Origin of the sequence: Marinomonas polaris DSM 16579 (assembly GCF_900129155.1) — a bacterium.
Taxonomy (GTDB): Bacteria; Pseudomonadota; Gammaproteobacteria; order Pseudomonadales; family Marinomonadaceae; genus Marinomonas; species Marinomonas polaris.
Genome location: NZ_FQVF01000015.1, coordinates 69840 through 81949 on the forward strand (window position 1 = coordinate 69840; position 12110 = coordinate 81949).

A 12110-nucleotide genomic window follows, 5' to 3' on the forward strand; every position below is an offset into this window, starting at 1 on the left:
CAGCCCTTACTACTTGTTTGTCGATGCATGACTAAGCTGGACATCGTTGTCTTTAATAATTTGACTGATAATCTGTTGAATATTTTCCATAGGCTTATCATAAGCATTAGTATCAAAACGCGGCTTTTCAGGGCTGATGGTCGATAACAACTTACCAGACGTGTTTGATGTATCCACATCAACATTCATGGATAAGCCAATGCGTAAAGGATGGCTCGTAATATCATGGGTATCTAACTTAATACGGACAGGTAAACGCTGAACAATTTTAATCCAATTACCTGTGGCATTTTGTGCAGGTAAAACAGAGAACGCACTGCCAGTACCAATCCCTAAACTTTCCACTGTTCCATGAAAAACTACCTCGTCACCATAAAGGTCACTTATCAAAGAAACTGGTTGGCCAATACGCATGCTATTCAGTTGGGTTTCTTTAAAATTAGCATCTACCCAAACATCATTAAGTGGGACAACCGCCATTAAAGTTGAACTTGGTGAGACGCGTTGCCCCAATTGTACTTGGCGACGAGCCACATATCCGGTGACAGGAGCGACAATGTCAGTGCGTTGTTTGGTTAAATAAGCCTGCTTCACATCCGTAATCGCGGATTGAACAATTGGGTGAGTTTCTACGGTAGTGCCAGATATCATGGAAGACTGAGCTTTCAATTGCTCGATAGCAACAGCCAGTTGAGTTTGAGCCGAATCGACCATGTCTTTTGCGTGGCTTAGGTCTTCTTGAGACAAACCACCTGCTTTGACCATATTTTTACGACGATCATAATCTCTTTCTGCTTTATGTAAGGCAATCTTATTGGCATCGACAACGGCTTCGGCTTGCGTCACATTATTAAACATAGCTCTTACTTGACGGACCGCTTGGGCTAATTTTGCTTTAGAATTTTCATACTCAAGATCCGCATCGGCTTTATCAAAACGTACTAAAACTTGTCCTTTTTCGACAAAGTCACCGTCATCTGCGGTAATTTGTGTAACAGTACCAACTGTTTCTGGCGTAATAGAGACGATATTGCCTTCAACATAAGCATCATCTGTTGTTTGATTGCCAACCACAAACGATTCGTAGTACCAAGCAGTCCCGATTGCACCCAATACAACAATGCCGAAAAGGATTATTAACCCCTTCTTACGCTGGGTTTTCTTTGGTGCCGCTGTATTTTCAACGTTGTCTTGCATAATTTTGTTCACCATTATTGTTTAGAAACAGATGTCGACTGGCCATCTTCAAAACCACCACCTAACGCTTCAATAAGCGCAACCTGTTGTTCTTGAAGTTGATTTTTTAACTGAGTTGTTACTGACTCTGCTTGTAGTAATTGATTTTCAATGAGTAAAACTTCAAGTTGACTACCCATTCCAGATTGATAACGTTTTTCTGTAATGTGATAGCTTTTAGTTACTAGCTGAAGGCTTTGTTCTGCGTCTTGTATTTGCTCATTGATAGATTTAATAGATAAAACGCTATCCGTTACATCTCCGAAGGCTTTAACAATCGTCTTATTGTATTGAGCGACCGCAGCATCATAAGAAGCTGTCTGATCAATCAAGTTAGCTTTAAGTCCTTGCGTAAACAAAGGCAAAGAGATGGCGGGCCCAACACTCCAAGAACGACTTTCTTCGCCAAACATAGAGTCACCAGCAATCTTTTTAAAGCCAGCCGATGCACTTAAATTAACATTTGGATAAAAACGTGTTTTAGCAACTTCAATATTTTTGTTTGCCGCTTCAACGCGCCATTTAGCTGCGACAATGTCTGGGCGATGGGCAATTAAATTAGCAGGTAATTGTTCCGGAAGATTAAGTTTGGTGCCCATGTGTGCATCAGGTCGATTAATTGTATTAGCGAGATCAGGACCCGCTCCAACTAACGTTGCCAAAGCATTTTTTAATAACTGAATAGACAGAGTGCGGTTTTTTAGTACTTGTTTTGCTGAGGCTTCATTACCCTGAGCTGTGTATAAGTGATCGTCTGATGTTAGGCCATTTGATAATAACTGCCGCGTAATCGAAACGATACGCTGAGTTCGCTCTAGATCTTCTTTTGCTAAATCTTCTAAAGAATAGGCATTAGCAAGCTGTATGTAGATACGAATAATGGCTGAAGATAAATTTATTTTTGCCGCTTGATGATCTATCTCAGCGGCTTTTTGATCATTAACGCTAGCAATCCATGCGGCCTTATTGCCACCCCATAGATCAAAAGAGTAGTTCATATTTAAGCCAAGATTATAGACGGTTCCATACTTATTACCTTGGTAACTATAATCTTCCACACGAGACAAACGAGAGCGTGTAACACCCGCATCGGCAGATACGACAGGATCAAATTTGCTGTCTGCAGACATAACAAAAGCCGATGCTTTTTCTAAATTTGCATTCGCCATTTGGATGTCAGGACTATTTTTTAGCGCCTTTGCTATCAGCTGGTTCAGTTGGGAGTCTTCAAGAGATAACCACCAAGATTGACTTGGCCAATTCGACGAGTACAAGTTCTTCGTATCTAAGTTACTCGCGTGGCTTATTAATGACTCATCATCCATGGTGTTGTGCGTTTTAATACTGGACGGTGGCGCACAACCATAGAGAAAGTATAACAACATAAAGGGAGTGATTTTCACCAGCTTTAACATTTTTCATCCTTCTTATTAGACAGATGGCACTCTTCTGAAAGAGAAGAGCTGACAATTTTGCTTAAGCAATGTAGTAAGTTTTGCTTTTCTTCCGTCGTTAAACATTCAGTTAAATTATTAATAGCGGCCTGAGCAAGAGGGAGCGCACGAGATGTCACAACTTGTCCAGTGTCGGTTAATTGAATCAGAACAGAACGACGATCATCAGGATCAGCGATTCGTTGAATAAAATGTTTTTTCTCTAATCTGTCCAACATTCGAGTCATTGCACCGCCATCCACACCCAAGGCCTTGCTAATATCGGAAGAGCGTTGATTATTCGATAAGTAGAGTCTAAACAACACTTTAACTTGGCCTGATGTAATCTCTTCCTCGACCAGATATTGATCAAGAAAACGATCTTTTATCTGATTGGTTTTGCCGAGCAAAAAACCAATATTGCTAAATAAAAGCTCATGAGAGTCTTGGGGGGGTTGTGTCATGATTAACCTAGTCAAAGAGATATAAATTTAATTGCCTAAACAGTATTTGCCTATGCAACTAAATTATTCCACCATGAAAACAGTCAGTCAATATTTAGTGTCCGCTTATTTTATAGACAGATGAGGATTTATTATTTTGTGCACATTCAGTAGTACGTAAGGAAGAGTTGATGTATTGATAGCGATAGATACTTGAAAAATATTCTTTGCGTCGATCAAAGCGAAAGAAATGCTGACATGAGGATTTCAAAGTAACAAAAAAGCCAGCACGAAGGCTGGCTCGTTTTCGTTATTTGGTAAGGGAACAACCAAATAAGGAAACCTTATATATCCTGTACTAGATCCCGCCGTGAGTTAACTTAGCTGGATCTAGTAAGGCAAGTAATTCCTCTCGACTTAGGTCGGTTTCTTCTTCAGCCACATCGACCACTGGACGACCTTCTTTGTAGGCTTTTTTCGCAATCTCTGCGGCTTTGCCATAACCGATAATCGGATTAAGTGCGGTTACCAAAATAGGGTTACGATGCAATGCCTGATTCAATTTATCTTCATTCACGGTTAGCGTCGCAATAGCATTATCTGCTAAAAGCTGGCCGCTGTTTGCCAATAGCTTGATGCTGTTTAGCAAGTTCTTAGCAATCATTGGTAACATGACGTTCAATTCAAAATTACCAGACTGTCCGCCGATAGTGATTGCCGCGTCGTTACCAATCACTTGTGCCGCCACCATAGCCGTTGCTTCTGGAATCACTGGATTCACTTTGCCCGGCATAATAGACGAACCAGGCTGCAAGGCTTGTAGAGAAATTTCGCCTAAACCCGCTAATGGGCCAGAGTTCATCCAACGAAGGTCATTGGCAATTTTCATGTAGGTCACTGCAACTGCTTTTAACTGACCAGATAAGGCGACAGCCGTATCTTGGGAACCAATCAAAGCGAAAAAATTATTACCCTTGCTGAAAGTGACATTTGTTAGATTAGACAGCTCTTTGGCAAATAGTTCAGCGAATTCGGGGTGAGCATTAATACCGGTTCCAACTGCCGTTCCGCCTTGGGCAAGCTGAGTGGTTTTGCTTTCAAGATAAGTTAGGTTATCAATATTGTCTTGTAGTTGTGCAGCCCAAGCATGAAAAGTTTGATCCAATCGAACCGGCATAGCATCCATCAGATGCGTTCGGCCAGTTTTCGTATAACCCGCAAGCGCAGTACCTTTTTCAAGAATGGTGTCTTTTAGATGAACTAATGCTGGAAGCAGATGACCAGTTAACTCTAACGTCGCGCTGACATGAATCGCACTTGGAATCACGTCGTTGCTGCTTTGACCATAGTTCACATGATCATTTGGATTCACCGCTGAACCATTTACCTCTGAACAATAGTACGCACTGGCTAATGTGGCGATCACTTCATTGGCGTTCATATTCGAGCTGGTACCAGAGCCCGTTTGGAAAACATCGACGGGGAAATGCTGCATCAGATCGTCAGCATTTAATAGTTCGTCACAGGCGTTTTGAATCGCTTTAGACATTTCCGGTGTAATGCATTCTAAAGATTCATTAGCTCGTGCAGCCGCTGCTTTAATTAAGATAAGAGAGCGAATAAAGGCTTCAGGCAGTGGCTCATCGCTAATCGGAAAGTTATTAATAGCTCGCTGGGTTTGGGCGCCATAAAGTGCTTTTTCAGGAACTTCTAATTCGCCCATACTGTCTTTTTCAATACGCATTTTCATTAGTAAATAAAGTCCTTATTGTTCGAAGGAAGAAATAAAATAATGGCTCAGAATCCGTAAATTATGCTCCATCTTGAAGTAATTCTTAGCATCTTGATACGTTACAATTAAATGCTTGAGATGTGACAAGGGCAAATACACCTTATCTAAACAAGTCTGACGCCAGTGAGGTGCGATACTTGTATCGCAAACCGTATCCAGCAAGACATTGAACACTCTTTGATGCAGTAAAGTCGCATCGGTAATATTCAATCGCTCAGCGTACTCTTCTGTTAGGTTCAAATAATGATAGAGCACTTCTGGAGAGTCTGCACACTGCCCTCCTTGAATGGTCTGCTCGAGCACTGAAAATGGCACTAAATAATGACTCATCGCTTCGCCCTCTAAAATTCCAAAACACAAAATATAAATGATAACTATTATCAATAATGTGCATGAAAGCCAGATCTGTCAAGCAGTTGATAACGATTCTTATTAATTTTTAATATTTCCTGCGATTACTTGATTAAAATCAGCCAATTGCTAGCACCCTAAAGCACCAAAATGCAAAAGCCCCTGCTACGTCATCCGTAACAGGGGCTTTTAGAGATTACTCTATTCAAACTCAAAGAGCTTTCCTCTTAGTGGTGATGACCACCTACACCGTGCGCATGACCATGAGCAATTTCATCGTTCGTTGCTTCACGAGAGTCAACGATTTGAATGTTGAAAGTCAAATCTTTGCCGGACAATGGGTGATTCAAATCAACAGTGGCGTGTTTCAAACCTACTTTAACAACAGTCACCTGACGCATGCCTTTATCGGTTTGCACCATAGCAACCATGCCAGCTTTCCAGCGTTTCGCGCCTTGTAAATGTTTTACAGGCACTTGTTGCTGACGATCTTCATGACGCTCGCCGTAAGCATCAGCGCAAGCAACAGTCACTTCAAACTCATCACCAACTTCTTTTCCTTCCATTGCTTTTTCAAGCCCTGGAATAACATTGCCATGACCATGTAAATAAGCCGCGGCGTCTTTACCCGCAGAGGTTTCGATCAACTCTTCGCCATGACGCAAAGTGTAGTGAAATTGAACGACTTGATTGTCTGCAATCGACATGCTGTTTCCTCATTTTTAATTCAACGATTAAGCGTCAGAGCTTAGTCCATCTGGTTCTATAGTATTAGGGCATTATAGTGACTTCGCAGAAACTTACCTAGACCCGTCTTATCTAAAATATAGAAAGCTCTAAGGAATCTTCTTTAATGATGATGTCCTTCACCAAAGACGCAGCGGTTTTTTCAAACGGAGAATGGTTCAGCACATACACAGGGTGTTCATCAAAATACTGCACCAGTGCCTTTTCAAAATCATCATGCAAAGATCCTAAAGTGGATCGCAGCATTTTGTCGTTAAAGCTTGAGCCTTCTACCACAATTTGGGTAATTTTTGGCGCGACCAAGTACAGGCGATCTTCTTCGATCCGTACACCGGATTCAAAAGAAGGATTTACCCGAGCTGACAATGAAAATGTCTGGCCAAACGCGGTTAACGTCCCGGTCATTTTACTAATCATATCAACCAGCACTAAACCGCCATCACGTTCAGTAAAGTCGATATGTGCAGATGTCACAACAAGATCCAAATTGAGAGTATTACTGTCTAAGGTAAACTTGATATGATTTTCTTGTGGCTGCGCAAGTTGCTTAGCAACTTCTTTATTCACGTCATCTTCGCTCACACGAAAACTATTGCAACCAGCCAAAAGCACAGAAGTAGATATCAAAATAAGGGTTACAAAAGTACGAGTAAATCGCATTATTCTTCCCCAATTGTGTTGGTATTCATATCACGTTTTTCATACCAGAATATCATAAAGTCCTCGATAACTTTTTGCTCTATTTCAACCGCTTCATCAGTTGGACAAAACAGTGAAATACTAAAAACATTATAACCTTCAACTGTCGTGGTGATACGAACTCGCGGCTCAGGGCCGGATATTTTGATGTCCAAGCGTTTCTCAATAAGGCTGTTATAGCGTATCGCAACGTCATGAAAATGTTCACTGTACTCGCGAATTTTTTCTAAGATTTGCTCTTTTATCGTAAACAAATTCACGTCATCAGCACTACGAGAGATAGAAAAAGTATGAGTAACATAACGGCGCATATAATTCAGATTTTGCACTGTATGCAACAACAAAACGCTATTTGGAACCACAGTCGTACGGCCTGTGTAAGTGTAGCTACCGCCTTTTAAGTCGACTTCGAATAAGGTTGTCGATAGCCAGTCGCTGTCTGTTACTTCCCCTTCATAATTAGCGATACGTATCCAGTCACCAACCTGATATGGACGTGTGCTAGCACGATAAAACGCACCAACAATGCAAGCGATAAACTCTTTCGTTGCAATAACCAATGCCACCATGAAGGCGGCGATTGAGATCGCTATATTTTGTAATTCTGATGACCAAATGAGAACCAGACCGACAACCAAAAGCAAATTAAATATATTATCGACCGTATTAATTCTTTGACGTTTTTTATCGTGTTCTGTCTTTTGATGAAGTCGAATAGCGCGCTTAGTGTAACGTCGAACAATGTAAGACAATAAAATCCAAGCGACTGTTAAAACAATCTCAACATGATCCATTAAAATGGAAAAGTCTAATTGGGAAAAATCAACAGGCATAAAAAGTGTTTCCTTTATTAAGCCTACTACTTTAACAATCATTGCTAGGATCAACAAACAAAAGCGCTAGACAAACAATGAAAAAAAACTGTATATTTATACAGTATTATTTTTCACGAGGTGGATTATGCCTGTAATTATCAAATATGTTGTAGAACGCGATGGAATCGAAAAAATGACGTTTACTTCAAAAGCGGAAGCCGATGCGTACGACAAATTGTTGGATACTGCTGAAGCGCTATATGAGATTTTGGATCAAAGCGAACTAGCTGGAGACCATAGCCAAAAGGAAGCGCTTTCCATGTATCTCGCACAGAACAAAGACTCTATTTTGGACGTCTTTAGCAACAAAAAGAAAAGTCCTCAGAAACCTAAAAAAACGAATAAAGCATCCAACGCACAGCTTGATCTAGCAGAAGCGGCACCTAAAAAAGCGCTGGAAGATCTAGTGATAGAACCCGATGAAGATGTGGTTTATGAGGAAGACGAAAGCACGGTTGTGTTTGATGACGAGATAGTCGATTTTCGTGAAAGTGATGCTGCGTAATGCCGCATCCCTTTCGTTACTACTCCAAAGCTAATAATGGTTCAAATAACTAATGGCCTTTGTTAGCGCGAATTTTATACTGCGTTTTACAATAACCACGAGAAATATCAGGATTGCGTAACGCCAGATGTTTACTCGCACGCCCAGATACTCTAGCTCGCCAATTTTTAAAGGCCTTAGATTTTAGATTGCTGCGCATTAACAAAATAACTTCAGGCTCAGAAAGCCCATAAAGAGTTTGAATAGCTTCAAATGGCGTGCGGTCTTCCCAAGCCATTTCGATAATTCTTGACTTGTCTGGAGTTAAAATATTGTCTGGAGTCAAAATATGCCCTTAAGTAATAACCATGATGAGACTTATACGAAAGGCTTCAATCAACAGATCACCTATTTTTTGGCAAGATGAGCTTGCCGGACCAACCAATCGAAAAACACAGCCGCAGCACCATGTAATTCAGCACCAGATCGTCGCACTAAATAAAACGATTCACTGGCTTCAATGCCTTGTCCAAACGGCGCGACTAGTTTTCCCTCATTCAACATGTCTTCAACCATAGAAGAACGCGCCAAGGCCAAACCTTGCCCAAGTTCTGCCATGCGCAATGTCGAGACAAGCGTATCGAATTGCATGCCCACTGACGAATCAACACTATCCACACCCATTATATTCAGCCAATAGCCCCACCCTTCTTCGTAACCGATAACATGCAGAAGCGAATGATTCGCTAAATCCGCTGGCTCCAGCAAAGGTGATCGCGCCATCAATTCAGGTGAACAAACAGGCACCAAGCGATCCCAAGTCAGTCGCTGCGAGATCAATCCTGTCCATTCGCCATGTCCCCAGCGAATTTCCATATCGTCTTCATCGTCTAATGCTTGTACCCAAATATTGCTCACATAGCGAATATCATACTGAGGATAAGTTTCACTAAAATCAGCCAGTTTGGGCGCTAACCAGTGAGAAAAGAACGACAAGCTACCGCAAATTTTGATGGTTTGTTTATCATGTTGGGTAAAGATCTCGTTCGTGCCAACAGCTAAACGAGAAATGGCGTCTTTTACCACGGGAAAGTAAGAACGCCCTTCTTCCGTTAAACTCAAACCACGCGGTAGACGTTTAAATAACGACACGCCCAAATGGCTTTCCAGCAAACGAATCTGCTGGCTAACGGCACCTTGAGTTAAGCACAACTCTTCCGCTGCATGAGTGAAATTAAGACATCGAGCTGATACTTCAAAAGTATGCAGCCAATTTAACGGAGGAAGGGATTTCTTATTCATGATGAATACCCAATAAAGGAGAGAATCTTGACCAACAATTGTGGCCAAGATTTGTCATCAAAACTAAAGAACCTGACCAAGGAAACGCTGTAGACGCGGATTGTCAGAACTAAAGAAGCGCTCAGGGCTTTCTTCAAATACTAACTCGCCCTCTTCCATGAACACTACGCGATCCGCTACTTCACGAGCAAAGCCCATTTCATGCGTCACCACGACCATGGTCATGCCATCGCTGGCGAGGCTTTTCATAACGTCCAGCACTTCCCCAACCATTTCTGGATCAAGGGCACTGGTTGGCTCGTCAAACAACATAATTTTAGGGTGCATGGCCAACGCTCTTGCTATTGCCACACGCTGCTGCTGACCACCAGACAAATGCGATGGATAGTTATTCATGCGTTCAGCTAGACCTACTTTTTTGAGTAGCTCACGGCCTTCTTGTTCCGCTACAGCACGAGGCTTTTTCTTCACCTTAATCGGAGATAAAGCCACGTTACCAAGCGCCGTTTTGTGTGGAAAAAGATTAAAGGACTGGAACACCATGCCCACTTCTTCGCGCACTTTATTGATGTTGGTTTTCCTGTCTGTCAGGCTAACTTCATCAATGTGAATCGTGCCATCAGAAATGGTTTCCAACTGATTCAAAGTACGTAAAAACGTCGACTTACCTGAGCCACTTGGCCCAATAATCACTACGACTTCACCACGATTAATATCGAGAGAAACGTTTTTTAAGGCATGACAGCCATTCGGGTAAATCTTTTCAATATTACGAGCTTGAATGATGCTCTTATCGGTCATATTAGTCACTGGCAGATAACCTCTTTTCAAGACGCTGAATGGCCCAAGACAAGGCGCCAGTTAACACTAAGTACATAAGCGCAACGGCAAACCATACTTCAAATGGCGCAAAAGTAGAACTCACCACTTCTCGGCCAGCCTTGGTTAAATCAGTAATGGAAATTACCGATACCAAAGACGAGTCTTTAATCAGGTTAATAAACTGTCCAGCCATTGGCGGTAGAGTACGCTTAAACGCCTGTGGCAAAATCACATTAACCATGGCTTGAACGTAATTCATTCCTAAACTGCGTGCCGCTTCCATTTGACCGGGGCTAATTGACTGAATACCAGAACGCACGATTTCTGCGATATAGGCGCCAGTAAACACAGACAAGGCTGCCACACCTGCAGTAAAACGATCTAGATCCAACACGGTGCCAATAAAAAAGTAGAAGATAAAAATCTGTACTAATAATGGCGTACCACGAATAAGTTCAATATAAGTAACAGATAAATAACGCAATGCAGGATTAGTCGATATACGAGCCAAACCAGCAAACAACCCGATAACCACAGCAAAAACTAACGACACCACAGACAATTGTAATGTCATCACTAGCCCCCAAGTCAGCGGGCCAATATTCCAGTTTTCTACTTCGACAAGAGGATCACCTTCAAACACTAAATCGCCATTATTAACCAGCAAGTTATCAAACTTTTTAATTACTAACGGATCGTCACCATAATCGGAAGTCACCACCAGCTTATTACCTTTCTCTATTGTGGCTGTGCCATCAAAGGGAGATCGAACCGTCGTGGCTTCGGTGTTAATGATGTACTGCGGAATACGTTCCCAGCGCCAAGTGTAGTCAATACTTTTGCTACCAGCATAAATGCCAAAGCCAAGTCCTATCATGATTAGAACAAAGACCGCTTTCCACAAAAGTAGATGAGGTTGTTTTTCCATCGATGAGAAGTTCCCCGTCGTGTTTTTTAACTCAAAGAAGAGTCAACAAAAAGTGGCGCTACACTGCGCCACTTTTTGTTGATAACCATATTACTGAACGTTGCTGATCCAAGAGCTACTAGCAAACCATTTTTGATAGATCTTGTCATAGGTACCATCGCCTTTGATTTGCGCAAGGTAATTATTCAAGAAATTCATGAAGTCTGGGTCACCTTTACGAATCGCAAAACCAAGTGGCTCATAGGTGAAAGACTCGTCTAAATGCAGTACTTTGCCTTCATTCTGAGCAGAATAAATAGCGTTATAAGGCAAGTCATAAACAAAAGCATCAGCATTGCCATTTACCACTTCAAGCACACCTTCTGATTCTGTTTCAAACAGATTCAACTTAGCGTTGCTCATGTATCTTTTTACGGCGTAATCGGATGTCGCACCCAATTTAGTCGCTATGGTGTATTTAGCATCGTTTAAATCACGGTAGTTGGTAACTTTACCTTTTAGCTTAGGACTTAAAAGAATCGTCTGACCTACAACAATGTAGGGATCGGTAAAGTTCACTTTCAAGTTACGCTCAGGTGTAATCGTCATACCAGAGATAATAATGTCGCACTTGTCAGTCAACAACGCTGGAATGATGCCATCCCATGCCGTGTTACGAATATCTAATTTTACGCCCATTGCTTTTGCCATAGTTTTCGCAATATCTACGTCGAAACCAACAATGTCACCTTTTTTATCGCGCATATCAAAAGGCATATAACCAGCTTCAGCACAAACGCGAAGCTCACCACGGTTAAGTACTTGGTTTAACGTAGACTTTTCCCACAGGTCATTATCTGAAGCTGATGCCAACGTTGCGCTACATAGAGCCAATGCACTAATAAATATTTTTTTCATTCTTTTATGTCCCCAATTTTTGAAAAAACAAACCCTAATCTGTTTTAAATGCATTACTCGAACGCCATTTTCTAGCGGCGCATAATACAGGAGTTGCGACA

14 protein-coding genes are annotated in these 12110 nt (G+C 41.6%); 1 reads left to right on the plus strand and 13 read right to left on the minus strand.

The window, feature by feature from the left end; translation table 11 throughout:
• Nucleotides 1-9 precede the first annotated feature (9 nt).
• From BUA59_RS15890 to BUA59_RS15925, 8 genes are all read right to left on the minus strand, one after another.
• Nucleotides 10-1197 carry an HlyD/EmrA/EmrK family protein gene (locus BUA59_RS15890; protein WP_217653744.1) on the minus strand — a complete coding sequence of 396 codons (1188 nt, stop codon included), beginning with the start codon at nt 1195-1197 and terminating at the stop codon, nt 10-12.
• Between the two features lie 14 nt (nt 1198-1211).
• Nucleotides 1212-2651: an efflux transporter outer membrane subunit gene (locus BUA59_RS15895; protein ID WP_072840664.1), complete on the minus strand. Its 1440-nt coding sequence runs from the start codon at nt 2649-2651 to the stop codon at nt 1212-1214.
• Complete coding sequence (locus tag BUA59_RS15900; protein ID WP_072840665.1) at nt 2645-3133, minus strand: MarR family winged helix-turn-helix transcriptional regulator; 489 nt, start codon at nt 3131-3133, stop codon at nt 2645-2647. The genes BUA59_RS15895 and BUA59_RS15900 overlap by 7 nt, the downstream gene beginning before the upstream one ends.
• 337 nt (nt 3134-3470) lie before the next feature.
• Entirely contained in the window at nt 3471-4862 is a 1392-nt protein-coding gene (locus BUA59_RS15905; protein WP_072840666.1) for a class II fumarate hydratase, read from the minus strand.
• Nucleotides 4863-4877: 15 nt separating this feature from the next.
• Nucleotides 4878-5234, minus strand: coding sequence for a hypothetical protein (locus BUA59_RS15910; protein WP_072840667.1), 357 nt, complete (start codon nt 5232-5234; stop codon nt 4878-4880).
• A 248-nt stretch (nt 5235-5482) separates the two neighbouring features.
• Nucleotides 5483-5962 (minus strand): FKBP-type peptidyl-prolyl cis-trans isomerase, encoded by a 480-nt coding sequence (locus tag BUA59_RS15915; protein ID WP_072840668.1) that lies wholly within the window; start codon nt 5960-5962, stop codon nt 5483-5485.
• Between the two features lie 112 nt (nt 5963-6074).
• On the minus strand, nt 6075-6662 hold the full coding sequence (locus tag BUA59_RS15920; protein WP_072840669.1) for a DUF1439 domain-containing protein: 588 nt from the start codon (nt 6660-6662) through the stop codon (nt 6075-6077).
• Nucleotides 6662-7534, minus strand: coding sequence for a mechanosensitive ion channel family protein (locus BUA59_RS15925; RefSeq protein ID WP_072840670.1), 873 nt, complete (start codon nt 7532-7534; stop codon nt 6662-6664). Before BUA59_RS15925 ends, BUA59_RS15920 begins: the two co-directional genes overlap by 1 nt.
• Before the next feature lie 127 nt (nt 7535-7661).
• Between BUA59_RS15925 and BUA59_RS24330 the strand changes: the two genes are divergently transcribed.
• Nucleotides 7662-8081 (plus strand): YebG family protein, encoded by a 420-nt coding sequence (locus BUA59_RS24330; protein ID WP_072840671.1) that lies wholly within the window; start codon nt 7662-7664, stop codon nt 8079-8081.
• Between the two features lie 49 nt (nt 8082-8130).
• Here BUA59_RS24330 and BUA59_RS15935 read toward each other — a convergent pair whose 3' ends face one another.
• The 5 genes from BUA59_RS15935 to BUA59_RS15955 form a co-directional block, all read right to left on the minus strand.
• Complete coding sequence (locus BUA59_RS15935) at nt 8131-8406, minus strand: TIGR03643 family protein (protein ID WP_269777515.1); 276 nt, start codon at nt 8404-8406, stop codon at nt 8131-8133.
• Between the two features lie 62 nt (nt 8407-8468).
• Nucleotides 8469-9362 carry a LysR substrate-binding domain-containing protein gene (locus BUA59_RS15940; protein ID WP_072840673.1) on the minus strand — a complete coding sequence of 298 codons (894 nt, stop codon included), beginning with the start codon at nt 9360-9362 and terminating at the stop codon, nt 8469-8471.
• A 63-nt stretch (nt 9363-9425) separates the two neighbouring features.
• A complete protein-coding gene (locus BUA59_RS15945; RefSeq protein ID WP_072840674.1) occupies nt 9426-10163 on the minus strand; it encodes an amino acid ABC transporter ATP-binding protein in 738 nt (245 codons plus the stop codon).
• A 1-nt stretch (nt 10164) separates the two neighbouring features.
• The gene (locus BUA59_RS15950; protein WP_072840675.1) at nt 10165-11112 is read right to left on the minus strand and encodes an amino acid ABC transporter permease; all 948 of its coding nucleotides are present in this window, start codon (nt 11110-11112) and stop codon (nt 10165-10167) included.
• 90 nt (nt 11113-11202) lie between these two features.
• Complete coding sequence (locus BUA59_RS15955) at nt 11203-12009, minus strand: transporter substrate-binding domain-containing protein (RefSeq protein ID WP_072840676.1); 807 nt, start codon at nt 12007-12009, stop codon at nt 11203-11205.
• Nucleotides 12010-12110 lie beyond the last annotated feature (101 nt).

Coding starts and splice junctions, on each gene's coding strand:
- BUA59_RS15890 (WP_217653744.1), bottom strand. CDS start 1,197: ATGCAAGACAACGTTGAAAATACAGCGGCACCAAAGAAAACCCAGCGT.
- BUA59_RS15895 (WP_072840664.1), bottom strand. CDS start 2,651: ATGTTAAAGCTGGTGAAAATCACTCCCTTTATGTTGTTATACTTTCTC.
- BUA59_RS15900 (WP_072840665.1), bottom strand. CDS start 3,133: ATGACACAACCCCCCCAAGACTCTCATGAGCTTTTATTTAGCAATATT.
- BUA59_RS15905 (WP_072840666.1), bottom strand. CDS start 4,862: ATGAAAATGCGTATTGAAAAAGACAGTATGGGCGAATTAGAAGTTCCT.
- BUA59_RS15910 (WP_072840667.1), bottom strand. CDS start 5,234: ATGAGTCATTATTTAGTGCCATTTTCAGTGCTCGAGCAGACCATTCAA.
- BUA59_RS15915 (WP_072840668.1), bottom strand. CDS start 5,962: ATGTCGATTGCAGACAATCAAGTCGTTCAATTTCACTACACTTTGCGT.
- BUA59_RS15920 (WP_072840669.1), bottom strand. CDS start 6,662: ATGCGATTTACTCGTACTTTTGTAACCCTTATTTTGATATCTACTTCT.
- BUA59_RS15925 (WP_072840670.1), bottom strand. CDS start 7,534: ATGCCTGTTGATTTTTCCCAATTAGACTTTTCCATTTTAATGGATCAT.
- BUA59_RS24330 (WP_072840671.1), top strand. CDS start 7,662: ATGCCTGTAATTATCAAATATGTTGTAGAACGCGATGGAATCGAAAAA.
- BUA59_RS15940 (WP_072840673.1), bottom strand. CDS start 9,362: ATGAATAAGAAATCCCTTCCTCCGTTAAATTGGCTGCATACTTTTGAA.
- BUA59_RS15945 (WP_072840674.1), bottom strand. CDS start 10,163: ATGACCGATAAGAGCATCATTCAAGCTCGTAATATTGAAAAGATTTAC.
- BUA59_RS15950 (WP_072840675.1), bottom strand. CDS start 11,112: ATGGAAAAACAACCTCATCTACTTTTGTGGAAAGCGGTCTTTGTTCTA.
- BUA59_RS15955 (WP_072840676.1), bottom strand. CDS start 12,009: ATGAAAAAAATATTTATTAGTGCATTGGCTCTATGTAGCGCAACGTTG.